The sequence below is a fragment of the Bradyrhizobium niftali genome (genome assembly GCF_004571025.1).
Taxonomy (GTDB): Bacteria; Pseudomonadota; Alphaproteobacteria; order Rhizobiales; family Xanthobacteraceae; genus Bradyrhizobium; species Bradyrhizobium niftali.
The window spans coordinates 132704-156010 of the sequence record NZ_SPQT01000020.1; the positions used below are offsets into that span (position 1 = coordinate 132704).

Annotated in this window: 21 protein-coding genes; 4 read left to right on the plus strand and 17 right to left on the minus strand. The window is 64.7% G+C overall.

What is annotated here, in order from left to right:
* Window positions 1-276 precede the first annotated feature (276 nt).
* Complete coding sequence (locus E4K65_RS29805; RefSeq protein WP_167771258.1) at window positions 277-2244, plus strand: methyl-accepting chemotaxis protein; 1968 nt, start codon at window positions 277-279, stop codon at window positions 2242-2244.
* A 175-nt stretch (window positions 2245-2419) separates the two neighbouring features.
* Here E4K65_RS29805 and E4K65_RS29810 read toward each other — a convergent pair whose 3' ends face one another.
* Complete coding sequence (locus E4K65_RS29810; RefSeq protein WP_135177164.1) at window positions 2420-3064, minus strand: TetR/AcrR family transcriptional regulator; 645 nt, start codon at window positions 3062-3064, stop codon at window positions 2420-2422.
* 107 nt (window positions 3065-3171) lie between these two features.
* On the opposite strand from E4K65_RS29810, the gene E4K65_RS29815 reads away from it, so the two are divergent.
* Window positions 3172-3816 carry a glutathione binding-like protein gene (locus E4K65_RS29815; protein WP_135177165.1) on the plus strand — a complete coding sequence of 215 codons (645 nt, stop codon included), beginning with the start codon at window positions 3172-3174 and terminating at the stop codon, window positions 3814-3816.
* 62 nt (window positions 3817-3878) lie between these two features.
* Here the strand turns inward: E4K65_RS29815 and E4K65_RS29820 are convergent, their stop codons facing one another.
* The 12 genes from E4K65_RS29820 to E4K65_RS29875 form a co-directional block, all read right to left on the minus strand.
* A complete protein-coding gene (locus E4K65_RS29820; RefSeq protein WP_135177166.1) occupies window positions 3879-4646 on the minus strand; it encodes a substrate-binding periplasmic protein in 768 nt (255 codons plus the stop codon).
* A gap of 36 nt (window positions 4647-4682) precedes the next feature.
* Window positions 4683-4961 carry a c-type cytochrome gene (locus E4K65_RS29825; protein ID WP_235885773.1) on the minus strand — a complete coding sequence of 93 codons (279 nt, stop codon included), beginning with the start codon at window positions 4959-4961 and terminating at the stop codon, window positions 4683-4685.
* A 153-nt stretch (window positions 4962-5114) separates the two neighbouring features.
* On the minus strand, window positions 5115-6833 hold the full coding sequence (locus E4K65_RS29830; RefSeq protein WP_135177168.1) for a pyrroloquinoline quinone-dependent dehydrogenase: 1719 nt from the start codon (window positions 6831-6833) through the stop codon (window positions 5115-5117).
* A 330-nt stretch (window positions 6834-7163) separates the two neighbouring features.
* Window positions 7164-8468 carry a TRAP transporter large permease gene (locus E4K65_RS29835; RefSeq protein ID WP_135177169.1) on the minus strand — a complete coding sequence of 435 codons (1305 nt, stop codon included), beginning with the start codon at window positions 8466-8468 and terminating at the stop codon, window positions 7164-7166.
* Window positions 8469-8499: 31 nt separating this feature from the next.
* The gene (locus tag E4K65_RS29840) at window positions 8500-9093 is read right to left on the minus strand and encodes a TRAP transporter small permease subunit (RefSeq protein WP_092187048.1); all 594 of its coding nucleotides are present in this window, start codon (window positions 9091-9093) and stop codon (window positions 8500-8502) included.
* 10 nt (window positions 9094-9103) lie between these two features.
* Window positions 9104-10102 (minus strand): TRAP transporter substrate-binding protein, encoded by a 999-nt coding sequence (locus E4K65_RS29845; RefSeq protein WP_135177170.1) that lies wholly within the window; start codon window positions 10100-10102, stop codon window positions 9104-9106.
* A 30-nt stretch (window positions 10103-10132) separates the two neighbouring features.
* The gene (locus E4K65_RS29850) at window positions 10133-11791 is read right to left on the minus strand and encodes a hydantoinase B/oxoprolinase family protein (protein WP_135177171.1); all 1659 of its coding nucleotides are present in this window, start codon (window positions 11789-11791) and stop codon (window positions 10133-10135) included.
* 2 nt (window positions 11792-11793) lie between these two features.
* Window positions 11794-13878 (minus strand): hydantoinase/oxoprolinase family protein, encoded by a 2085-nt coding sequence (locus E4K65_RS29855; RefSeq protein WP_135177172.1) that lies wholly within the window; start codon window positions 13876-13878, stop codon window positions 11794-11796.
* A gap of 141 nt (window positions 13879-14019) precedes the next feature.
* Window positions 14020-14841 (minus strand): NAD-dependent protein deacetylase, encoded by an 822-nt coding sequence (locus tag E4K65_RS29860; RefSeq protein WP_135177173.1) that lies wholly within the window; start codon window positions 14839-14841, stop codon window positions 14020-14022.
* A gap of 145 nt (window positions 14842-14986) precedes the next feature.
* Complete coding sequence (locus E4K65_RS29865; RefSeq protein WP_135177174.1) at window positions 14987-15391, minus strand: hypothetical protein; 405 nt, start codon at window positions 15389-15391, stop codon at window positions 14987-14989.
* A gap of 33 nt (window positions 15392-15424) precedes the next feature.
* Window positions 15425-16222, minus strand: a complete 798-nt coding sequence (locus E4K65_RS29870; RefSeq protein WP_135177175.1) for a sensor histidine kinase — start codon at window positions 16220-16222, stop codon at window positions 15425-15427.
* A 40-nt stretch (window positions 16223-16262) separates the two neighbouring features.
* Window positions 16263-16517, minus strand: a complete 255-nt coding sequence (locus E4K65_RS29875; RefSeq protein WP_135177176.1) for a hypothetical protein — start codon at window positions 16515-16517, stop codon at window positions 16263-16265.
* A gap of 426 nt (window positions 16518-16943) precedes the next feature.
* Here E4K65_RS29875 and E4K65_RS29880 point away from each other — a divergent pair, with 426 nt between their 5' ends.
* On the plus strand, window positions 16944-17204 hold the full coding sequence (locus E4K65_RS29880; RefSeq protein WP_135177177.1) for a DUF1488 family protein: 261 nt from the start codon (window positions 16944-16946) through the stop codon (window positions 17202-17204).
* Between the two features lie 52 nt (window positions 17205-17256).
* Here the strand turns inward: E4K65_RS29880 and E4K65_RS29885 are convergent, their stop codons facing one another.
* Complete coding sequence (locus E4K65_RS29885) at window positions 17257-18093, minus strand: SDR family oxidoreductase (protein ID WP_135177178.1); 837 nt, start codon at window positions 18091-18093, stop codon at window positions 17257-17259.
* A gap of 73 nt (window positions 18094-18166) precedes the next feature.
* A complete protein-coding gene (locus E4K65_RS29890) occupies window positions 18167-19498 on the minus strand; it encodes a solute carrier family 23 protein (RefSeq protein ID WP_135177179.1) in 1332 nt (443 codons plus the stop codon).
* Between the two features lie 125 nt (window positions 19499-19623).
* Between E4K65_RS29890 and E4K65_RS29895 the strand changes: the two genes are divergently transcribed.
* A complete protein-coding gene (locus tag E4K65_RS29895) occupies window positions 19624-20952 on the plus strand; it encodes a dicarboxylate/amino acid:cation symporter (protein WP_135177180.1) in 1329 nt (442 codons plus the stop codon).
* Window positions 20953-21198: 246 nt separating this feature from the next.
* Here the strand turns inward: E4K65_RS29895 and E4K65_RS29900 are convergent, their stop codons facing one another.
* A complete protein-coding gene (locus tag E4K65_RS29900) occupies window positions 21199-22794 on the minus strand; it encodes an ABC-F family ATP-binding cassette domain-containing protein (protein WP_135177181.1) in 1596 nt (531 codons plus the stop codon).
* A 163-nt stretch (window positions 22795-22957) separates the two neighbouring features.
* The gene (locus E4K65_RS29905) at window positions 22958-23305 is read right to left on the minus strand and encodes a RidA family protein (protein WP_027545617.1); all 348 of its coding nucleotides are present in this window, start codon (window positions 23303-23305) and stop codon (window positions 22958-22960) included.
* Window positions 23306-23307 lie beyond the last annotated feature (2 nt).

Here is a 23307-nt window from a genome sequence, read left to right on the forward strand (position 1 = left end):
GGCTCGCCTGGCTCTACAAACTCCATGTCGTCCCGGCGAAGGCCGGGACCCATACCGCGTGATCTACCGATCGTGGCCGGTCGCAGTACCGAACGACGAGTCTTCGCCAAACCACATCCTGTGGCTATGGGTCCCGGCCTTCGCCGGGACGACACCTTTTGTTTGGGCCGGCAGCCCGCACCCCACAACCACCCCGCTCCGCCGGTATCCCGTTCACCCTCTCTTAGCGAGAAGTTGATAAGCGGTGTTAACCAACGCTCAAAGAACGAGTCGGACATGCGGACGAGTCTCGGCCTCAGGATGCGGATCACGGTTGCGCTGGCGGTGACGGCGGCGGCGACCGCGCTGTTTGCCGTGCTGGGCGCGATGTGGATCATCGCCGGCATCATCGACCGCGCCGACCAGCGCGAGCTGCGCAGCCATTACGACGCCCTGCAATCGCGCATCGCGGAGGAATCGCACCGCGCCGCCGCGATGAGCGCCGTGGTGGCCGCGATGCCGGCGACGCAGGAGGCGATGGCGAAGCAGGACCGCGAGACGCTGGTGCGCCTGTTCGGGCCGGTGTTCACGGCCATCAAATCCGACTACGGCGTCGACCAGTTCCAGTTCCACGTGCCGCCGGCGACGTCCTACCTGCGCGTGCACCAGCCGGCCAAATTCGGCGACGACCTCTCCGGCTTCCGCAAGACCGTCGTCGTCGCCAACCAGGACCGCAAGGTCGTGGTCGGGCTCGAGGGCGGCATGGCCGGGCTCGGCATCCGCGGCGTGGTGCCGATCGCGCAGGACGGCAAGCACCTCGGCACGGTCGAATTCGGCCTGACCTTCGGCCAGCCTTTCCTCGACGATTTCAGGAACAACCGCCATGTCGACGTCGCCTTCCATCTCGCCGACGGTTCGGGCTTCAAGCTGTTCGGCGGCACGCTGAAAGGCAAGAGCTTCTTCGATGCCACCGATTACGGCCGCGCCGCCGGGGGCAGCTTCACAGTGCGACGGGCCAAGCTCGACACCACGCCGGTCGCCGCGCTGCTCGGACCGATCAGGGACTTTTCCGGAAAGCCGCTCGGCGCGGTCGAGCTCGTGATGGACAATGCCGATTACGAGGCCTCCGCCGATCGCGCCTGGCTGCTGGCGATCGGTATCGCCGCGCTCGGGCTCGTTCTAGCGGCGATCGTCGGCTATCTCATCGCCCGCAGCATCTCGCGCCCGATCCTGTCGATCACCAACGTGATGCGCGAGCTCGCGGACGGACGTCTCGACGTCACTGTACCCACCAGCAAGTCGAATGACGAGGTGGGCGCGATGGTGAAGGCGGTCGCGGTGTTCCGCGACAATGCGGTGAATTTCGGCAAGCTCCAGGCCGAGCAGCTCGAGGCCAAGGCGCAGTCCGAAGCGGAGAAGCGGCGCGCCTTCGCCGCGCTTGCCGACAATTTCGAGGCCAGCATCCGCGAGGTCGTCACCACGGTGTCCGCGGCCGCGGTCGAGATGGAGCACACGGCGCGCTCGATGTCCGATATCGTCGAGCAGTCGCGCGAGCAGACCCGCACGGTGTCGTCGGCCTCGGCGCTGGCCTCGGAGAACGTGCAGACGGTCGCGGCCGCAGCGGAGGAATTGTCCTCGTCGATGACCGAAATCAGCCGGCGCCTTGCGCACGCGACCGAAGTGGTCGGCAAGGCCGCGAGCGACGGACGGCAGTCGAATGCGCGCGTGCAGAGCCTGGCGGATGCCGCGCAGAAGATCGGCGACGTCGTCGCCTTCATCAATGGCATTGCAGGCCAGACCAATCTGCTGGCGCTCAATGCAACGATCGAAGCGGCGCGCGCGGGCGAAGCCGGGCGCGGCTTTGCCGTGGTCGCCTCTGAAGTGAAGGCGCTGGCGACCCAGACCGCGAAGGCAACCGAAGAGATCGGCGCGCAGGTCACAGCGGTGCAGGGCGAGACGACCGGCGCGGTCGACGGCATCCAGTCGATCTGCGCGACGATCCAGCAGGTCGACGAAATTTCGGCTGCGATCGCCGCCGCCGTCGGGCAGCAAGGCACCGCGACGCAGGAGATCGCGCAGAACGTCCAGCAGGCCGCCGCCCGCACCGGCGAGGTCTCGCAGAACATTTCCGGCGTCACCGCCGGCATCGCCGCGACCGGCACGGCAGCCGAGGAAGTGCTGGGCTCCGCGATCGAGCTATCGAAGCAGTCGCAACGTCTGCGCGACGAGGTCGATCGCTTCCTGGCGCATATTCGCGCGGCCTAGTCGGGCGAAGGATCGCGCTACATTCTCGCTGTCGTCCCCGCGAAGGCGGGGACCCATAACCCCAGGGAGAAGTTGCGGCGCGAGACTGATAACTCCGAGTCTTCGCTAAACCACTCCCTGTGGTTATGGATCCCGGATCGGCGCTCCGCTTCGCTGCGCTTGTCCGGGACGACAGCTAGGGCTTGACCCCCAACATCACATCAATCGCACCCTTCACGATCGCTTCCAGATCTTTCCGTGAGACGCGGGCGCGCGAGCGGATGGCGATCGAGTGCACTGTCGCTGATGCGAGCTGGGCCAGCACGGCCGGGTCCGCGCTCTCCGGCAGTTCGCCCTTCTCCCTGGCGCGGCGGAAGCAACTCGCAAACGCCTTGTCGAGCTCGGCGAGACCGTCGAGCACCATGGCGCGGATGTCGGGATCACCGACAGCCTCGGACGCCGCCGTCACCACGGTGAAGCAGCCGCGCGGGCCCGTCTCGCCGGAGAGATAGATATTCAGCGCGGAGGCGAAGATGCGCTCCAGGCGCTGGCGCAGCGGCATCTCGTCGCGAAAGATCGCAGCCATGGATGCCCGCGCTTCCTCGCGGTAGCGCTGGTAGCTCTTGATGTAGAGCTCGCGCTTGTCGCCGAAGGCCCCGTAGAGACTCGGGCGGTTCATGCCGGTGGCTTCGCTCAGATCGTCGAGCGAGGTCGCGGCAAAACCCTGCCGGCGGAACAGGTCGAGCGCCTTGCCGAGCGCGACCTCGGGCTCATAGGCGCGCGGCCGGCCACGGCGCTTCGGTTCATTGGCAGCAGCTGGCGGTTTCGATTTTTGTACCATTTCGCAAATTAATCCTTGACCCTCGCCATATTATGCAAGATGGTACAAAAATCAATCTGGCCAGGTTGAGCGATACCCGAAAGAGGAACTGCCCAAGGAGGCTACAGATGGATCTCTATTTCTCGCCGCTCGCCTGCTCGATGGCGACCCGCGTCGCGCTGTACGAAGCCGGTGCCGAAGCGAACTATCTCGAAGTCGATCCGCCGACCAAGAAGGTGCTGAACGACGGTACCGATTTCCGCACCGTGAACCCGATCGGCCTCGTGCCGACGCTGCGCACCGACGAGGGCGTGGTGCTGACCGAGAACGCGGCGATCCTGCAATATGTCGCCGACCGCTTTCCGCAATCCGGCCTCGGCGCCGCGGCGGGCATCGAGCGCACGCGGCTGCACCAATGGCTCTGCTTCATCGGCACCGAGCTGCACAAGGGCCTCTTCATCCCCGTGCTCGACCGCAAGGCGCCGCAGGAGACCAAGGCCTACGCGCTGGAGAAGAACCTGTCGCGGCTCGACTATCTCGACAACTACCTGAAGGGACGCGACTTCCTGCTCGACCATTTCAGTGTGGCCGACGCCTATCTCGTCACGGTCATCAACTGGACCATGGCGACACCGCCGATCGAGCTCGCCAAATGGCCGAACGTGAAGGCCTATTACGAACGCCTGCGCCAGCGGCCCTCGGTCGCAAAGGCGATCGCGGAGGAGTTCGAGCTGTACAAGGCCGAACTCGCCAGGAAGAAGGCGGCGGCTTAAGTCAAGACGGCGACGTCGTCCCGGCTGGGCCGGGACGACGTCGTTCCTTCGTTGCAATTCGACTATCTCGGCGCTTGCAGCGCGATCCCGTAGCGACCGTAGATCCGATCGATCGTGCCGTCGCTGCGCAGCCGTTCCACCGCTCCGTCGATGGCTTCGCGCAACGCATCATCGGGGCGAATCATGCCGACGGCGACATTCCAGTTGAGATCGGCCACGCTCTCGTCGCGATCCAGGATCCGGAGTACCTTGTCCGGATGCGTCAGATTGAAATAGCTCGCCGCAGTGGGGGTGACCGCTGCGGCATCGATCTCATGATTCGACACGGCATCGAGGCTGTCACTCTCGAAGCCGAAGGTCGATGTAGGCACGCGCCGCTGACCAATGATCATGGCCGCGACCGATCCAACCTGCACTCCCACTTTGGTGGCCCCGTTGAGGCTTTTGAACGAGCTGAGCGTGCTGGATGACGGCACCGCGAGCGCGACGCCTGTGCGATAGTACGGTTTCGATATCCTCAGGCGGGTTTCGCCTTGCGCTTCGCGATCAGCGATGACGTCCAGAAGAATGTCGCAGCCGGCACTGCGCATCTGGTACTGCGTGATGATCCAGTCGAGCCGCAGCGAGACACCGAGCTCGCGTGCCAGCGCCTGACCGAGCTCGACCTGAAAGCCGGGCGGATCGCCCGCCTTGCGCGCAAAGGGAAGCGAGTTGGGATGCGCGCACAGCCCGATCGCGCCGCTCGAGCGGATCGCGTCCAGGGTTCGCGCCTGCGCCGGTCCGGATAGCCCGATGGCGGCAACGGCAATGAGCGGGACAAATGCCTTCATTCGGCGTTCTCATCTGAATGGATCGCGCCGTGCGCTTCAGCCCGCGCGCGGTTTCAAGGCGCGGATGTATTTGACGATCTGGTCGATCTGGGTGTCGGTGAAGGCGCCGTCGAATGCCGGCATCGCCCCTTGCTTGCCGTGCTTGATGCGGTCGCGAATGAAGTCGTCGTCGCGCGGCGAGTTCATCAGCTGCGGCCCCTTGCCGGGCGCCCGGCCACCGTCGGAGTGGCAGAAGCCGCAAGTTCCCGCGAACACCGGTTCGACCTCGAACGACCCGTTCTCGGGCGCGGGCGTGGCGGATTGTGCTTGAGCCATCACAGCGCACAGCAACGCGGCACCCAGTCCCGCAGGAATCGTTTTCAAATGCAGTCTCAACACGTCCGCTCCATTCCTGAAATCACGCGTCGCAGCTTCGATCGGTCATGGTGTGGGCTTGCGTCCACTCCATGACCGAACGTTTGCGGCAGACTATTTCAGGCTGAAGACGATGAGCGCGCCGTCGTCACGCGGCATGCTCTTGTAGGCGCCGCCGAAGTTTGGCGCATATTCATCCGCAAGCATCCCGCCGAAGCCTGCGGCCACTGCGATATATTGCTTGCCCCCGACGGAGTAGCTGACGATGCCGCCTTGATGGCCGGTGCCATTGTTGTGTTTCCACAGCTCGGCGCCGGTTTCGGCATCGTAGGCGTGAAGGACGCCGCGGGAGTCGGGCACGAACACGAGATTGCCCGCGGTCGACAGTACGCTCCCAAGCGGCGGCTCAGGATAGCGGACCTCCCATTTCTTCGCTCCCGTTATCGGATCGCGCGCGTCAAGATGTCCGTAGATCTCGCCGCCCGGAGGAGGCGCCATCTTGAAGTCGGCGCCGATGTTGAGCTGGACCTGCGGCGCGGTGACCGGCGTCGTCTTCTGGACTTCCAGTGTCATGCACCATTCCTGGCCGAGCTTGTAGTAGAGACCGGTCTTCGGGCTGTATGAGCCGGCATTCCAGCTGATGCCGCCGCCGATGAATGGACACAACGGCGGTTCGGCGACTTTCCCGGCCGCGAAATCGCGTCGACCGATCAGCGCGCCGGTCTTGGGATCGATATCCTTGACGAAGTTGATGTTCTCAACCAGCCGCCAGACGTTCTTCACGCCGAGATTGCGGTCGTAGACGAAGACGAAGCCGCCCTTGTTCGGATGAACCACGTATTTCTGGCCGTCGCGTTCGAGCATCACGAACTCGCCGACGGCGCTGTCGAAGTCCCAGGCGTCGTGCGGCAGTTCCTGATGGTAGGATTTCAGCTTTCCGGTATCGATATCGAGAGCGATGACAGAACTCGTATAGAGATTGTCGCCGGGACGCGCGCCTTGCGTCTTGTAGTCGGAGCCCGACCAATCATAGAGCGGCGCCGGGTTCGCGGTGCCCCACAGGATGGTGTTGGTCTCGGAATCGTAGGTCCCCGGCATCCAGCCGCCGCCACCACCGGTCCGCCAGGAATCGTTGCCCCAGGTTTTCATGGCCTCGTCGGTGCCTGCGACCGTCAGGAACTCCCACTTCTTCTTTCCGGTGGTGGCATCAAGCGCGAAGATCGGGCCGCGGCCCGGCCATTCGCCACCTTGCGAGCCGATGATCACGCTCCCTTTCGCGTAAAGCGGTGCGCCGGTGAAACCGACCGTGAGCTTCTGCGAATCGATCAGCCTGGTCTCCCAGAGGACCTTTCCCGTCTTCGAATCCAGCCCGAAGACACGACCGTCCATCGTGCCGACGAAGACCTTGCCTTCACCGAGGGCTACGCCGCGATTGTAGGGCGAGTGGGTCTGCCGGCTGATGAGCGCCTCATCGAGCTCCGGAAAGAACGACCAGATGACCTCGCCCGTCGCGCCGTTCAGCGCAAAGACCCGGCTGTAAGAACCCGAGTAATAGAGCACGCCATCGGCCACGAGCGGCATCGACTGCAGGCCGCGCGTCGATCGTCCGGGAATGTGCATCCAGGCTACGCCCAGATTGCCGATGGTGTTGGCATTGATCTGCGCGAGCGGGCTGTAGTGATGGGATTTGTATGAACCGTGATAGGTGAGCCAATCGTTCTGACCGGCGGCCTCGATCCGGGCCGTATCCACCGATTGAGCAAACGCCGCCGACGCCGCAAATGTCGCGCCGACAAGAACAGGTAAACCTGAGCTAAGCCACTGCTTCCTCATATGCACTTCCTCCCGCTTCTGTGTGATTGCGTCTTATGAGCGCCGCCGCGAGGGACGTTTGCAGTTCAGTGCGCGTCGATCGTTTTCCGTCGAAGATGAGCTGCCAACAGATGTCTCCCTCTCTCGGCGCATGTCGCCAAAGGAGCTACGTTCACTGGAGTGGTTGCTATTGCACTTCTGCTCGCCGTCGCAGAGTACGCCGGATCATTGGCAGTGCAAAGACGGAATGCACCCACGGCGTGAACTTGACGCACGAGGAAAATTGAAACGGCAGCCGCACTGACCGTTTCGTCCCAATCGACAAATCTTCAAGGCCGGGGCGGCGCGACTCTATCCGTACAGCACCCGCGGCAGGATCGTGACGATCCCGGGCCACAGCGTCAGCAGCAGCACGAAGCCGATCATGATCATCAGATAGGGCAGCGTGACGCGCGCGATGTAGCCAAGGCCATCTTCGGTCAGGCCCTGGATCACGAACAGGTTGAAGCCGACCGGCGGGGTGATCTGCGCCATCTCGACCGCGAGCACGAGGAAGATGCCGAACCAGATCTCGTCGAAACCTGCGCCCTTCACGATCGGCAGCACGATCGGCAGCGTCATCACGATCATCGAGAAGCCGTCGAGGAAGCAGCCGAGGATGAGATAGAAGACGATCAGCGCCACGATCAGCATGAAGGGCGACAGGCCGAGGCCCTTGACGAAGGCGGCCACCGCCTGAGGAATGCCGAGGAATGCTGCGGCGTTGCCGAGGATGGACGCCCCCAGCACGATCAGCGCGATCATCGAGCAGGTCACGACCGACCCGATCAGCACGTCGCGGATCACCTGCTGCGACATCGAGCCTTGCGCCCAGGCCACCAGCCCCGCCCCGAGCACGCCGACGGCGGCGGCCTCCGACGGCGTCGCGAGGCCGCCATACATCGAGCCGAGCACGCAGGCGATCAGGAACAGCGCCGGCGCGAGGTCCTTCAGCGCGGCGAAGCGTTCGCCCCACGGCACCTGCGAGAGCTTTGCTTCCGTCTCCGGCACCATGGAGGGCTTGAGCGTCGTGTGCAGCATCACCCAGCCCATGAAGGTGGCGGCGAGCAGCAGGCCGGGCAGCACGCCCGCCGTAAAGAGCTTGAGAATGGAAACGTCGCCGAGCACGCCGTAGATGATCATGATGTTGGACGGCGGGATCAGGAAGCCGAGCGTGCCTGCGCCGGCGAGCGAGCCGATCGCGATGTCGCGCGAATAGCCGCGGCGCAAGAGCTCGTTGAGTGACATGCGGCCGATCACCTGCGTGGTCGCCGCGGACGAGCCCGAGATCGCCGCGAAGATGGTGCAGCCGATCACGTTCACATGCAGCAGCCGGCCCGGCAGAAGCCCGGCCCAGGGCGCAAGTCCCTGGAACAGCGAGCGCGACAGGCGGGTGCGAAACAGCAGCTCGCCCATCAGGATGAACAGCGGCAGCGCCAGCAGCTCCTGCGTCGTCAGGATGTTCCAGGCGTATTGCGGCAACAGCTTGTCGAGCGGGATCGAGCGGAACATCGCCAGCAGCAGCGTTGCGGTGAGCGCGAGCGTGAGGCCGATCCACACGCCGCATGCCAGCAGTGCAAACAGGATCGCGAACAGGGCAACGACTTCGATGGTCATGCGATCTTGAATCCGTTGGCGGGCAAGGCGGTCATTCGACGGGGGAGGCCTTCATGCGGTGATCCTCCAGCGGCAGGCCGAGCGCGGCCTGGATCGCGCGCGCCAGGAACTGGAGCGTGAGCAGCAGCATGCCGAAGGTGACGACGGCTTCCGGAAACCACAGCGGCGTGTCGCTCGAGGTCGAGACCTGGCCGCGCACATAGGCGCCGAAGGCGAACTTCGCCATCGCGGAGGTCAGGAACGCCATGAAGGCGAAGCCGGCCGCTGCGGAGAGGATCTCGAGCGCGCGCTGCACCGGCGCCGGCGCGTTCTTCAGGAGCAGCACGACGCGGATGTGGCCGCCGACGCGCAGGGTCATGGCGGCGCCGAAGGTGAACGACGCCGCCATCAGGTAGGAGGAATATTCCCACGCGATCGAGATGGTCGGCGGGAAGAACGGCAGGAAGTTCGAGAGGAAGCGGGTTGCGACCTCGCATAGCATCAACAGCGTCAGCGTGAGCAGACAGCCGCCGCCGATCCAGCCGTCGAGCCGGCCGAGACGGTCGATGCCGTCGAGCAGGATGCGCAGCGGCGCCGGCGCCGCTGCATTGAGGCTCTGCGGAGCTGCGGGAAGGACGCTCGTCACAACCTCGTCCTCAGCGCTTCATTTCGGCGAGATAGGCCCGCACCGGCTTGTCGGCCGCCGGCACACGCTTGAGGAAGGCGTCGAGCTGCGGCGCGGTCTTGCTGCGGATGTCGCTTATCATCGCATCCGAGACCGGGATCACCTCCATGCCGCCTTCCTTGAGGCGGTTGAGGCTGTCGGCGTCGGCCTTGAGCGAGTTCGCCCAGAAACCCGGCTCCATCTTGGCGGCAACGCCGGAGACGAGTTGCTGTTGATCCGCACTGAGCGCCTTCCACGAGTCGAGATTGACCGTGAGCATCTGCGACGACCAGACGTGGTTGGTCGGGTAGATGTACTTCAGAAATTCCCAGAACTTGCCGTCGACACCGGACACCGCCGAGGTCGAGACGCCAGACACCGCACCGGACGCCAGCGCGGGGATCGTCTCGCCCCAGGGGATCATCACCGGCGCCATGCCGACCACGGCCAGCATGTCGACGGCGTTCTTGTCGGGCACGCGGATCTTGATGTTCTTCAGGCCCTCGACGTCGGCGACCTTGACCTTGAGATGCAGGTACTGCGTCGGCCACGGCACAATGTAGAGGATCTTCTGGTTGTTGCGCGCGGCGACCTTCTCGTATTCGGGCCGCACATATTTGTGCAGCACCTTGAGCTCGTCCATCGAGCCGCACAGGAACGGGATGCTCTCGACGCCCATGAAGGGCTCGTCGCCGACCTGCTGGATGTTGAGAACGTCGGCGAGCGGCACGAGGCCATCGCGCACGGCGCGCAGGTGCTCGGGGCCCTTGAAGCCGAGCTGGCCGCCGGCCTTCACGGTGATGTTGACCGTGCCGCCGGTCTGCTTCTTCACTTCCTCGGCGAAGGCCATCGCATTCTGGGTGTGGAAGTTGCCGTCGGGCCAGACCGTCGACATGTCCCAGCTTGTCGTTGCCGCCCGCGCGCGGGTCGAGATCTGGCCGGCGGCGAGCAGCGTCGCGGCGCCCGCGGTGAAGTTCCGTCGCGTGATCATTGAGCCCCTCCGTTCACGACGCCTGACGCGTCACCGCGTGTACCCATAAACTGCAACCGCGTTGTCCGCCGACACGAGGCCGCTTTCGATGTCGCCATTGACGGCCGAGCGTGCCCGCTCGGTCGGATCGCCGATGCCGGCGCCGCCGGGCGTCAGCACCACCAGACGGTCGTCCGGCGGCACCTGCTGAAAGCCCTTGCCACGCAGCTTCTTGCCGGATTTGAGACCGACATAGCCGGCCTCGCCGTTCCGGCCGCCGTCGCGGCCACGCGGCGGATGATCGATGCGGTCGAACGCCGCCAGAATGTCGAACGGCGCATCGACGCCGCTGCCGACCTCGATGATCTGACCAAGGCCGCCGCGGGTACGCCCTGCCCCGCCGGAATCCGGGCGCAGCTCCTTGCGCCAGAAGATCAGCGGCGTCTGTGTTTCCGCGATCTCGACCGGCGTGCCGCGCACGCCGCTGGGATAGGCGGTGGCCGACAGGCCGTCCTTGCCGAAGCGCGCGCCGGTGCCGCCATTGCTGGTGACCGCCATCGAGAACCCGTAATTGCCGCCGACGCCACTTCGCGTCTGTCCGCGCACGTTGAGATTCCACAGGCACGAGGTGCCTTCCGCCGGCACGCGCTCGGGAATGATCTGGCGCAGGCAGCCGAACACCACGTCGGGGAGCATCTGGCCGATGATGTGGCGCGAGGCGACGGGCGCGGGCTTCGGCGCATTGAGGATCGCGCCGGCAGGTGCCGACACTGTCAGCGGCGACAGCGAGCCGGCATTGTTCGGGATCTGCGAGGCGACGACACAGCCGAGGCCGAACACGGTGTAGGCCGTGGTGTAGGACAACGGCACGTTGATGCCGAACTTCGAGGCGGTCGAAGTGCCGTCGAAATCGACGTGAATGCCCGCATCCGAGATCGTCAGCGTCGCGGCCAGCGTCACTGGCGCGTCGTAGCCGTCAACGACCATGGTGTTGCGCCAGCTGCCCTTCGGCAGCTTGGCGATCTCGGCCAGCACGGCCTCGCGCGAGCGTTCGCAGATGTAGTCGCCGAGCTCGTCGAGCGTGTCGATGCCGAACTCGGTCATCATCTCGACCAGGCGCTCGCAGCCGACGTCGTTGCAGCCGGCGAGCGAATAGGTGTCGCCCTCGGTGTCGATCGGCAGCCGCGTGTTGGTGCGGATCATCGCCATCAGCGTCTCGTTGACGACGCCCCGGTCGATCAGCTTCAGCATCGGGATGTAGAGCCCCTCCATGAACACGTCGGTGGCGTCAGGCCCGAAGCCGATGCCGCCGATGTCCATGAGATGGCTGGTGCAGGAGAATAGCGCGACCGGCTTGCCGTCCTTGAAGCAGGGCGTGGTGACGACGAAATCGTTGAGGTGGCCGGTGCCCATCCAGGGATCGTTGGTGATGTAGGCATCGCCCTCCTTCATCGTCTCGATCGGGAAGTGGTCGATGAAGTGCTTGACCGATTCCGCCATCGAGTTGACGTGACCGGGCGTGCCGGTGACCGCCTGCGCCAGCATCCGCCCCTTGAGGTCGAATACGCCGGCCGAGAGATCGCCGCATTCGCGCACGATCGGGCTGAAGGCGGTGCGGAGCAGCACTTGCGCCTGCTCCTCGACCACGGCGATCAGCCGGTGCCACATGATCTGAAGGTCGATCAGGCTCGCGCCATTTGCCTTGCTCATGATCAGGCCGCCTTCCGTTCCATGACGATGCTGCCGGCACCGTCGATATGGGCGTCAAAACTGGTGGAGACGAAGGTCGAGGTCTCATCCTCCGCGATCACGGCGGGGCCGGCAATCGTCGCCCCCGGCGCCATGTCCTCGCGGCGATAGAGTGGAATCTCGATCACCTCTCCGGCCCGGCCGTCGAAGAATTTCCGGCTGCCGGACGCCTTGCCCGCGGGCCTGCGTGCAACGGCCGCGACGACGGACGGATTGCGCGGCTCGGTGGTGGCGAGCACCGACCAGCTCAGGACCTCGATCGCGGCACCCGGGATCGGGCGCTCGAACATCGCGGAATAATCAGCCTCGAACTTCTGGCGCAGGCCGGCGAGATCGGCTGATGTCAGCGGCCGGTTCGGCAGCTCCACGCTGATCTCGTGGCCCTGACCGACATAACGCATGAAGGCCGCGCGGCGTTCGCGCACCGGGGCACCGGCAGCACCGGGCTCGACCAGCGCACGCGCCTCGGTCGCCATCTCCTGCAAGAGGTCGGAAACCGCGCCGGTGTCGAAATCGTCAAGCCGGACGTGACGGCTGCGCACCAGCTCATAGGCGATGGGAGCGGCTAGAAATCCGACCGCCGAGCCGACGCCGGCATTCGACGGCACGATCACCCGGGAGACGCCGATCTTCTCGGCGACGCGCGCCGCATGCAGCGGCGCGGCACCGCCGAACGCGATCAGCGTATGCTGGCCGACCACGGCGCCGCGTTCGACCGCATGCACGCGTGCGGCACTCGCCATGTTCTCGCAGACGACCTCGTGCACGGCATAGGCCGCGGTTTCCGCCGACAGGCCCAGCGGCTCGCCGACGCTGCGCAGCAGCGCCTGCTTCGAGAGTTCGGGGTCGAGCCTGATCGTGCCACCTGCGAAGGCGTCGGGATCGATCATGCCGAGCGCAACGTCCGCATCGGTCACGGCCGGACGCTGGCCGCCGCGACCATAGCAGGCCGGGCCGGGCTCGGACGACGCGCTCTCGGGGCCGACGGTGACGCGCTTCATCGCGTCGACATGGGCGATCGAGCCGCCACCGGCGCCGATCTCGACCATCTCGATCACGGGAATGCGCACCGGCAGGCCGGAGCCTTTCAGGAAGCGCGCCGCGCGATCGACCTCGAACACGCGCGAGGTCTCGGGCTGGTATTTCTCGATCAGGCAGATCTTGGCCGTGGTGCCGCCCATGTCGAAGGACAGCACCTTGCTCTCGCCGAGACGCGCTGCGATCTGCGCCGCGAAGATCGCACCGCCGGCAGGACCGGACTCGACGAGGCGCACGGGAAAGCGCCGCGCCGTCTCGATCGAGGTGACGCCGCCGCCGGACGTGACGAGATAGATGGCACCACGGAACTGCTCGACCTGCAGGGCATCGGCCATGCGGGCGAGATAACCGTCGATCAGCGGTTGCACATAGGCGTTCGCGACTGCGGTGGACGTGCGCTCATATTCGCGGATTTCCGGACACACGGCCGATGACACCGTCACGGAAATTCCGGGCATCTCCTCGCTGAGGATCGCGGCGGCGCGGCGCTCGTGCTCGGGATTGGCGTAGGAGTGCAGGAAGGCGATCGCGACGCTCTCGACCTTCAACTCACGCAATTTTGGCGCGAGTGCGCGCACCGAGGCTTCGTCGAGCGGGAGACGGACGGCGCCGTGCGCGTCGATGCGCTCGGGCACGGTGAAGCGCAGGCTGCGCGGCGCCAGCGGCGTCGGCTTGTCGATGGCGAGATCGTACTGGTCGTAGCGGCTCTCGGTGCCGATATCGAGCACGTCGCGAAAGCCCTCGGTCGCGATCAGCGCCGTCTTGGCGCCACGGCGCTCGATGATCGCATTGGTCGCGAGCGTGGTGCCGTGAATGAAGACGTCGATGTCGCTGATATGGGCGCGCGCATCGGCGAGAATGAGACGCATCCCGTCCAGCACCGCCTGTTCGGGCCGCTGCGGCGTCGTCAGCACCTTGCGCGTCTTGCGCACCTCGCCCATGTCCAGAACGATGTCGGTGAACGTGCCACCGATATCGACGGCAAGCCGCACCTCGGCTCCCTCAAGCATTCCAAAATTCTCCGGCTGATCGTCAAGACTGGGGACAAAAACGCAGCAATTTCCGTGCCATCAGGCATGCCGGCAACGCCGCGCCCGGCCATTCTGCTTGGCACCCATGCAATACGCAAGGCGTGTTCGCCTCGCAGGCGATCAGAGCAGGAATGCAAGCGCCGCTTCGCAGCGCTCCTCGACCTTGAGCGTCAGGAGATCGTCGGCGCGGGTGCGCCCGAGATTGACCGCGGCGATCGGGATCTGCCGCTGCGCGGCAGCCTGCACGAAGCGGAAACCGGAATAGACCATCAGCGAGGAGCCCACGATCAGCATCGCGTCAGCCTGCGACAGATGGTCCTGCGCGGTGGCGACGACGTCGCGCGGCACGTTCTCGCCGAAGAACACGACGTCGGGCTTGAGGATGCCGCCACAGGAGTCGCAGGCGGGCACCTTGAACGAGGAAAAATCCGCGTGCTCCAGATCGGCATCGCCGTCAGGCGCATCCGCAGCATCGAGCGCGAGCCATTCGGCATTGGCGCGGCCGAGCGTATCCTGGAATTCGTTGCGCGGCGTCTTCGCCCCGCAGCCCATGCAGCGGACCAGATCGAGCCGGCCATGCAGGTCGATCACCTGCCGGTGGCCGGCGGACTGATGCAACCGGTCGACATTCTGGGTCAGCAGCATCCCGCAGCGCCCGTTCGCCTCGAGCCGGGCCAGCGCATGATGCGCATCGTTCGGCCTCGCCTGGCCGAACCGCCGCCAGCCGATCAGGCTACGCGCCCAATAGCGCCGGCGCGTGTGCTCCTCCGACATGAAGGCCTGGAAATTGACCGGCTGGGTCCGCTTCCAGTTGCCATGGCTGTCGCGATAGTCGGGAATGCCGGAATTGGTGCTGCAGCCGGCGCCGGTCAGCACGAACAGACGTTCGTGCCGGGCGACGAAATCCTGGAGCGGTCGATTTGCCAGCGGAGCATTTGACATGGCGCAGATGTAGTCCGTGCCGCGACATTTTGCCAGATCACTCCCGGACCGGCGGCTCGAAGCCGGCGATGGGTTGATCCGTGCCGGAGAAATGCCGGCGGCGAATGCTCGCGCACCAGCTTGTCCCGCCCGAACACATCACCCGTCAGATCTTGCTGGGATCGGTGTCATGCCTGTGCTTGTGAAGAAACCGGGCGATCTGCCCACGGAGCGCCGCTGTGTCCAACAATGTTCCGACCGATCCGGCGGTGTCGAAGATCTCCCGCTGAAGCGTCGTTGGCAGAGAATTCCATTGCATGATGACGGCCGCGCCGAGACATCGCAAAACGCGCTCTTCCTCCGCCGCGAGGGCTGCGCCGCGCAGTCGCTCCGTCTCCCCGGCGTTGACTGCATCCACGTATTGGTCCGCGAGCACCTGCTCGTTGTCCGCGCGCGATGCGAGGCTGTCCTGCAACTTCTCGAATTTGCTGGTGTCATCCTTGCCGGGCGAACTCCTGGCCAGTTCGCCGTACGCGGCCGCTCTTGCACGATACTGTAGAAATTTGAACATGCCGCCTCCTTTCGTTGAAACTCTCCGCGTATTTCAGCCTGCCGGCGTCGGGACACTCAGAGACGCCAATGGAGCGTCGAACGTGTACGCGAAGCCGCTCTCCTCATAGGTCAGTTGCACGTCGCCCTGGAGCTGGCGACCCAGCGTCTCGATCAATCGCGTTCCGAAGCTGCGCTTTGCGGGTGAGTGGATCAACGGACCATTCTTCTCGATCCAGGTCAGGCGCAAGCGTTGCGTCTGCGGATCGATCGTCCAGTGGAGATCGACGCCCCCCTTTGGAGCCGAAAAGGCACCGTACTTCGTGGCGTTTGTGCAAAGCTCATTGAGCGTCATCGCGACGGCGATCACGGCACCCGAATTGATCCGGATATCGGGTCCCGAAATCGAGAACTTCGATTCGGCGGGATCGTCGAAAGCTTCGATGGCGCTGCGGACGACCGCCCCGAGGTCGGCGCTCGACCAACTCGCCCGCACAAGGAGATCGTGCGCGCGGCCGAGTGCCAATAGCCGACCATCGACAGCCTGCTGTGCGTGTTCCACACCTTGCAGGTTGCGCAGGCTCTGGGAGACGATGGCGGCAACGATCGCGAGCGTGTTCTTGATGCGGTGGTGCAGCTCTTCAAGGATCAGATTTTGCAGCTTGTCGGAGGTCTCTCGCTCCCTTGCATCGATGCCCGCCCTGGCGAGCAGGCCCCTCGTGTTGATCTCGGCCTGGGCAAGGAGAAGCCGCAGGCTGACATTCTCTGCCGCCAAAGCATCCTCATGCGATTCTCCGTCGCCGGGATGCTGGCCCGTGCGGAGATCGATCTCGAGCGTTGGCGACTGTATCACGAGGGTTGGCTGCCCGACCTGATTTCAGTGGAACGTTTCGTCACGAAGGCGGGATTTCAGCGGCGTCGCGATCTTGCTTCGGCGCCTTCGTTGCCGAGAAATACGCGTGGATTTCGGCGGCATTTCCAAGAATCGCCGCCCTGCGCATTGCCGCCGTGCGCTTATTTCCTGACGGCAATTCGCGAGCGCGACGCAAGGCGTCGATCGCCCTGGAGTTCAGCTCGCAAGCCAACGACGGCTGAATTGAATCCGATGCCTGATCCGACGGCGAAGGCGCGCCGAAACCGACTACCATTGTATGAGCATGGAAGCGGCGATCAGCAGCACGAAGAAGATGGGCAGCAAGACCGGAGGTACGAGCCACTCACGAAGGATGAATCCGGGGGAATCCGACATATTGACCGCCTCTTGGTCGCGGCGGGAGCGCGATGCTCTCAGTCACCGATAACGGCCGAGGAGCGAGCGGTGATCAACGGGATATAGTCACCTTTCGCCGAATAGCGAGGCTTGCGAAGAACTATTTGTCGCGATCGGCACCGAATCCTGTTGTAACCCTGTCGTCAAAGCATCATTTGAAAGAGGCGCAACCGGCTCGCTCAAGTCAGGTCTCGACTAAACGTCCGTGTTCCTGACGTACGCAAGCCGGGCGTCGGCCACCCAGCGTGCCCCGACTCAAACGGCGTGAAGGCGCATGGCACCTGCAACCTGATCGGCCCGACCCATGATTGATTTTCCGAATCACAGTCGCTCATACGACCGGACGCGGCATGCCGTGCGGTTCTGGGGACACGACAGCGCCATCGAGGCCTCGTTCTTCATCGATGAAGGCGCGTTGAAGCAGATTCAACCGAGCGCCAATGCCACCGAATCGGGATTCCTGAATGCGTTCGATTGCAATCGCGACTTGATATGTGCCACCGCGGCCAGGAAGTATGTCCGCGGCAGCAGAGGCTCCTACGACCTGCTCGCAGCAGATTTCTGAAGCGGTCGGCACGGGGTGATGAGTTGGTGATTTCGCCCGTGAACCTACGTTTCTAGCTTGCCCAGTTCTCGCGGAATTCCGGGAACAGCGTCAGGCCACCGCAGGCATAGATCGTCTGCCCGGTGATGTAGCTCGCATCATCAGAGGCGAGGAAGGCGAACACGGCCGCGATCTCCTCCGGCGTTCCGACGCGCCCGAGCGGAATGTGGCTGGTGACGACGCCGCGCTTTTCCGGATCACCGGTCCAGGCCGCGTTGATCGGCGTGTCGATCGCGCCGGGACCGACCGCATTGACACGAATGCCTTGGCCGGCAAATTCGAGCGCGAGCGTGCGCGTCAGGTTGGCGATGCCGCCCTTGCTGATCGAATAAGCGAGATAGAAGGGCTTCGGAATGATCTGGTGGACGCTGGAGCAATTGATGATGCTGCCGCCTCCGCCGCGCGCGACGAAATGCGCCAGCGCCTTCTGCGCGCAGAGCACGGCGCCATTGAGATTGACGTCGATGATGCGGCGATAGGTTTCCACGTCGAGCGCATCGCTCGGCGATTCCCGCTGGAAGCCGGCATTGTTGATGAGACAGTCGAGGCGCGTCCAGCGCGCCAGGATGGTCTCGAACATCGCGGCGATGTCCTGCTCGTTGCCGACGTCAGCCTTGACGACGACATGATCGAGCCTGCCGTGGCCGCGATCGGCCGATGCCGTCCGCGCGAGCGCGAGCGTCTCTTCGGCCTTCTGAGGGTGATCGAAATAGTTGATGGCGACGGTCGCGCCTTCCTGGGCGAGGCGGATGGCGACGGCACGGCCGATGCCTTGCGAGGCGCCGGTCACCAGCGCGTATTGGCCAACGAGGCGCGAGGGAAACGGGATCGAGCGGTCGGTCTGTGGCATGAGCTTTCTCCGGAGTGCCTCATCATCGACGGAGGCGACGTTTTGTTCCATCCCACCAGCGCAGCCCTGGGATTCATTCCGCGTGTTGCGCAAGGGAAGAGGTGAGGATCTGATAGAGGATGATGGCGCCGAAGGTCGCGGTTCCGATCCCGCCGATCGTGAACGCGCCGAATTTGAGCGTGAGGTCGCCAGCGCCCGCGGTCAGCGCCACGGCCACGGTGATCAAGTTCGCAGGATTGGCGAAGTCGACCTTGTTCTCGACCCAGATCCGCCCAGCCATCGCGGCGATCAACCCGAACAGCACGATCGAAAGACCGCCGATGACGGGACCCGGGATCGACAGGATGAGCGCGCCGAATTTCGGCGAGAAGCCGAGCAGGATCGACACCAGGGCGGCGACGGCGAACAGCAGCGTCGAATAGACCTTCGTCGCCGCCATGACGCCGATATTCTCGGCATAGGTGGTGACGCCGGTGCCCCCGCCGCAGGCTGAAGCGATCGTGGCAAGGCTGTCACCAAGGAAGGCGCGGCCGAGAAAGCCGTCGAGGCTCCGCCCCGTCATCGCGCCGATGGCCTTGATGTGTCCGAGATTCTCGGCGACGAGGATGAGCGCGACCGGCGCAATCAGGACGATCGCATCGGCCTGGAAAGTCGGCGTGGTGAAACCCGGCAACCCGATCCACGGCGCGGCCGCGAGCCGGGTGAAGTCGATCGGCTTGCCGAGACCGAAGCCGTTGGCAACCAGCCAGTACAACAGATATCCGCCGATCGCCCCGAGGATGATCGGCAGCCGGCGCCACATCCCCGGCGCCGCAACGCCGATCACACCGATGACGAGGACGGTCACGAGCCCGATCCAGGTGTCGAACGTACCAGCACTCACCGACTTGACGGCGACCGGCGCGAGATTGAGGCCGATGGCCGCGACCACGGCGCCGGTGACGACGGGCGGCATCAGGCGCTCGAGCCAGCCGACTCCCGACCACATCACGACCAGCGCGATCACGCCGTAGAGCACGCCGACCCCGACGATGCCGCCGAGCGCAACCGAAAGATTCGGATTCGGACCATGCCCGGCATAGCCGGTGGCGGCGATGACGACGGCTATGAAGGCGAAGCTCGAGCCGAGATAGCTCGGCACGCGCCCCGCCACGACCACGAAGAAGATCAGCGTGCCGATGCCGGAGAACAGCAGCGCAACATTGGGATCGAACCCCATCAAGAGCGGCGCGATGATCGTGCCGCCCGACATCGCGACGCCGTGCTGCAGACCCGCGACGATCGTCTGGCCCAGGGGCAACCGCTCTTCGGGCATGATCACGCCGGAGGTCTTCAACGTCCAGCGCGGAAAATAGCCTTGTGAACGGCCTTGCGCCTGCCCGTCGGAGCCTGTTGCAGTCGACATGTTCCCCCCAATTGCGGTGCAGCGATCGATCTTCGTGCGATCCGACAAAAATGTGATTGTTGCTTCCGCGGCGGCCATCACATGATGCAAATCATGCGAGATCAGTACGTTCCGGGGTCTACATTATGACACAGATCGCGATCCAGCCAGCCGTCCGTCGCCGGCACCAGCCCTGGTACAAGATTCTCTACATCCAGGTTCTGATCGCGATCGCGCTCGGGGTACTCATCGGCTATTTCTATCCCGATTTCGGCAAGGAACTGAAGCCGCTCGGCGACGGCTTCATCGCACTGATCAAGATGATGATCGCACCGGTGATCTTCTGCACCGTGGTGCACGGCATCTCCTCGATGGGCGATCTCAAGCGCGTCGGCCGGGTCGGGCTGAAGTCGCTGATCTATTTCGAGACGGTCTCGACCGTCGCGCTCGCGGTCGGCCTCCTGGTCGGCGAGGTGCTCCAGCCCGGACACGGCTTCAACATCGATCCCGCCACGATCGATCCGAAATCGGTCGCGACCTACGTTACCAAGGCCAAGGAGGAAGGCATCGTCGCCCATCTGATGGCGATCATCCCCGACAGCTATCTCGGCGCGATTGCGCGCGGCGACCTGTTGCAGGTGCTGCTCATCTCGATCCTCTCGGGCTTCGCCATCGCCTTCCTCGGCAAGGCCGGCGAGCCGATCGCGGAGGCGGTCGACAAGGCCGCGAAGATGTTCTTCGGCATCATCCGCATCATCGTGCGCGTCGCGCCCATCGGCGCGTTCGGCGCGATGGCCTTCACCGTCGGCGCCTATGGCCTCGGCTCGCTGCTCAACCTCGCCGCCCTGATCGGCACGTTCTACCTCACCAGCATCCTGTTCGTGCTGATCGTGCTGGGCGCGATCGCACGGCTCGCCGGCTTCTCGATCCTGCGTTTCATCGCCTACATCAAGGACGAGCTGCTGATCGTGCTCGGCACGTCGTCGTCGGAGACCGTGCTGCCGCAGATGATCCAGAAGATGGAGCATCTCGGCGCCTCCCGCTCGGTGGTCGGCCTCGTCATCCCGACCGGCTACAGCTTCAACCTCGACGGCACCAACATCTACATGACGCTGGCGACGCTGTTTCTGGCGCAGGCGACCAACACGCATCTGACGATCTGGCAGGAGCTCGGCATCCTCGGCATCGCCATGATCACCTCGAAGGGCGCCTCGGGCGTGACCGGCGCCGGTTTCATCACGCTCGCCGCGACACTCTCGATCGTGCCTGACATCCCGATCCAGTCGATCGCGATCCTGGTCGGCATCGACAAGTTCATGAGCGAGTGCCGCGCGCTGACCAATCTGATCGGCAACGGCGTCGCCTGCGTCGTCATCAGCATCTCCGAAGGCGAGCTCGACCGCGACGCGCTGCACGAGACCATGGCCCATCCGCTGGAGATCGGCGAGGCGCTGGAACCGGGTGGCGGCGGGTAAGCGACACCGATCGACGGCAGGAGCAACCCGGTTCCGACGCGGTAGTTTCCCGGAGTGGATAATTGGTGAGATACGCGCCACAACAATGGCGTTGGGATCACCGATTGATAATCAATGTTTCCGCCCGACGCGCTGGGGGCAGGGCGTCGGGCTTTTGATAATCACTGCGAGGGGCGACGCGCCAGGATGGTACGCCGCCGGTGGCCGGGACCGGCATTATCATTCCGCAGGCCCGAGCGGTCGGCCTCAGCCCGCAAGGTCACCGCCAAGATCGAGCCGCCGCGTAATCCCTATCGCCTGCAAGAACGTCTCGTCATGACTGACGACGAGCAACGCGCCGTCATAGGCCCGCAAGCCTGCTTCGACGGCTTCGATGGACGCGATGTCCAGATGGTTGGTCGGCTCGTCCAGGATCAGCAGTGAGGGCGGCGTCGTCCCGCCGAACACGCAAGCAAGGCCGGCACGAAGCAGCTGCCCGCCGCTCAGGCTCCCGACGATCTGCAAGGCAGCGTCGGCGCGAAACATGAAGCGCGCGAGAGCGGCATGGCACTCATTCGTGCCTGCCTTTGGATTACGACGCCTGAAATTGTCCAGGATCGAGATCGCGGGATCGAGCAGGCTGACCTTCTGGTCGAACAGCGCGAAGTCGGGCCTGACCCTCACGGTCCCCACAAGGGGGCAGATCTCGCCGGCAATGAGTTTCAGCAGCGTCGTCTTGCCCGAACCATTTGGTCCGACCACCGCAACACGCTCCGGCCCGACGATCGTGAACGACAGACCCCGCAGGATCGCGCGCTCCGGATGATAGCCGGCGCTGACCCGATCGAGCCAAACCACCTCCCTGCCCGCCGGCAGGTTTGTCGGCGGCAATTTCACGGACAGCGGCTGGAGAATCTCGATGCGCCGGCGCGCCGTGTCGACGGCTTCGAGCGCCTCCGCGCGCCGCCGCTCGGCGACTTGCGCGGTCTTTCCGCCGGTGCCCTCGCTGCGATCCTTGCGCGCGCCGGCCAGGATGCGCGGCATGTCGCCCTTGGCACGCTTCTTCCTGCCGCCGCTGTCCTTGCGCGCCTTCCTCTCCACGGCGTCCTGCGCCTTGCCGTCGATCTCGGACAGCCGCCTCTCGGCATGCGCAAGGTCGTGCCGGACGGCTGCGAACTCGACGGCCTTCTGCTCGCGGTACCGGCTCCAATTGCCGCCGTATCGCGTTGCTCCGAGCGACGTCAACTCGACGATCGCGTCCACCGTTTCGAGCAGGCCCCGATCGTGGCTGACGATGATCGCGCCGCCGCGCCAGGCGGCGAGGAGGTCGATCACGGCCTTGCGTCCGTCCTGGTCGAGATTGTTGGTGGGCTCATCCAGCAGCAGGAAGTCGGGCTCGGCGAACACCAGTGCGGCAAGACGAACCCGCGTCGTCTGGCCGCCGGACAGGCAGGACAGATCCGTATCGGGCGCAAGATCGAACCCGACGCGCGCCAGCGCGGACGCGAGCCGCGCTTCGAGGGTCCAGTCGATCGCGGCGATGTCGTCGGCGGAGGCATCGCCCCGCTCCGCACGGCGAAGCAGCGCCAGCGCTTCCCGCACGCCGAACAGATCGGCCACGGTGGCACCCGCGAGCAGCTGAACGTCCTGGCGCAGCAGGCCGATGGTCCCGTTGGTCAGAATGCGCCCGGACTGGGGAACATGTTCCCGGCAGATCGACGCCAGCAGCGTGGTTTTCCCGACGCCGTTGCGGCCGACGAGACCGGCTCGCTCAGCCGCGAATGTCAGATCGAGATTGGAAAAAAGAGAACGGCCGTCAGGCGTGGACAGCGACAGGTTCGACAGGATGATGGAAGCAGGCATGGAATTCCCCGTGAGCAAGGCGGATCGGCGTTGCGGTCGGGGTAAAATCCATGGCTGTGAAGTTCCTGATTGAGATGCCTCTAACTAGTCCGGCAGAGGCGCAAGATCAAGCCGAGGGGACGACAGCGCGTCGCGCGCTGACGTCCCCCATCGGCAGGTGCCGTCAGCCCTTGAGCGCGGTGACCACGACTTCGATCAGCGCGCTGCCGCCGAGATCGGCAACGCCGACGGTGGCACGGGTCGGCAGGTTGTCGCCGAAGAACTCGGTCCAGGCCGCGTCCATCTCCTTCTTCTTGGAGAGATCGGTGACGAAGATCGAGGCGCTGACGACGCGGCTCTTGTCGGTGCCGGCCTCCTTCAGATAGCCAGCGATCTTGCCGAGGATGTTGCGGGTCTGATCGCCCATCGAGACCGACGTGTCGTCGGCAATGGTGCCGCCGAGAAAGACGAAGCCATTGGCCTCGACGGCGCGGTGCATGATGGGCGTGCGGATGCTGCGGGTGATGCTCATGA

What these genes read in the sequence shown, in the direction of transcription:
- E4K65_RS29805 (WP_167771258.1), top strand. Translation starts at nt 277, where the DNA reads ATGCGGACGAGTCTCGGCCTCAGGATGCGGATCACGGTTGCGCTGGCG.
- E4K65_RS29810 (WP_135177164.1), bottom strand. Translation starts at nt 3,064, where the DNA reads ATGGTACAAAAATCGAAACCGCCAGCTGCTGCCAATGAACCGAAGCGC.
- E4K65_RS29815 (WP_135177165.1), top strand. Translation starts at nt 3,172, where the DNA reads ATGGATCTCTATTTCTCGCCGCTCGCCTGCTCGATGGCGACCCGCGTC.
- E4K65_RS29820 (WP_135177166.1), bottom strand. Translation starts at nt 4,646, where the DNA reads ATGAAGGCATTTGTCCCGCTCATTGCCGTTGCCGCCATCGGGCTATCC.
- E4K65_RS29825 (WP_235885773.1), bottom strand. Translation starts at nt 4,961, where the DNA reads ATGGCTCAAGCACAATCCGCCACGCCCGCGCCCGAGAACGGGTCGTTC.
- E4K65_RS29830 (WP_135177168.1), bottom strand. Translation starts at nt 6,833, where the DNA reads ATGAGGAAGCAGTGGCTTAGCTCAGGTTTACCTGTTCTTGTCGGCGCG.
- E4K65_RS29835 (WP_135177169.1), bottom strand. Translation starts at nt 8,468, where the DNA reads ATGACCATCGAAGTCGTTGCCCTGTTCGCGATCCTGTTTGCACTGCTG.
- E4K65_RS29845 (WP_135177170.1), bottom strand. Translation starts at nt 10,102, where the DNA reads ATGATCACGCGACGGAACTTCACCGCGGGCGCCGCGACGCTGCTCGCC.
- E4K65_RS29850 (WP_135177171.1), bottom strand. Translation starts at nt 11,791, where the DNA reads ATGAGCAAGGCAAATGGCGCGAGCCTGATCGACCTTCAGATCATGTGG.
- E4K65_RS29855 (WP_135177172.1), bottom strand. Translation starts at nt 13,878, where the DNA reads ATGCTTGAGGGAGCCGAGGTGCGGCTTGCCGTCGATATCGGTGGCACG.
- E4K65_RS29860 (WP_135177173.1), bottom strand. Translation starts at nt 14,841, where the DNA reads ATGTCAAATGCTCCGCTGGCAAATCGACCGCTCCAGGATTTCGTCGCC.
- E4K65_RS29865 (WP_135177174.1), bottom strand. Translation starts at nt 15,391, where the DNA reads ATGTTCAAATTTCTACAGTATCGTGCAAGAGCGGCCGCGTACGGCGAA.
- E4K65_RS29875 (WP_135177176.1), bottom strand. Translation starts at nt 16,517, where the DNA reads ATGGTAGTCGGTTTCGGCGCGCCTTCGCCGTCGGATCAGGCATCGGAT.
- E4K65_RS29880 (WP_135177177.1), top strand. Translation starts at nt 16,944, where the DNA reads ATGATTGATTTTCCGAATCACAGTCGCTCATACGACCGGACGCGGCAT.
- E4K65_RS29885 (WP_135177178.1), bottom strand. Translation starts at nt 18,093, where the DNA reads ATGCCACAGACCGACCGCTCGATCCCGTTTCCCTCGCGCCTCGTTGGC.
- E4K65_RS29890 (WP_135177179.1), bottom strand. Translation starts at nt 19,498, where the DNA reads ATGTCGACTGCAACAGGCTCCGACGGGCAGGCGCAAGGCCGTTCACAA.
- E4K65_RS29895 (WP_135177180.1), top strand. Translation starts at nt 19,624, where the DNA reads ATGACACAGATCGCGATCCAGCCAGCCGTCCGTCGCCGGCACCAGCCC.
- E4K65_RS29900 (WP_135177181.1), bottom strand. Translation starts at nt 22,794, where the DNA reads ATGCCTGCTTCCATCATCCTGTCGAACCTGTCGCTGTCCACGCCTGAC.
- E4K65_RS29905 (WP_027545617.1), bottom strand. Translation starts at nt 23,305, where the DNA reads ATGAGCATCACCCGCAGCATCCGCACGCCCATCATGCACCGCGCCGTC.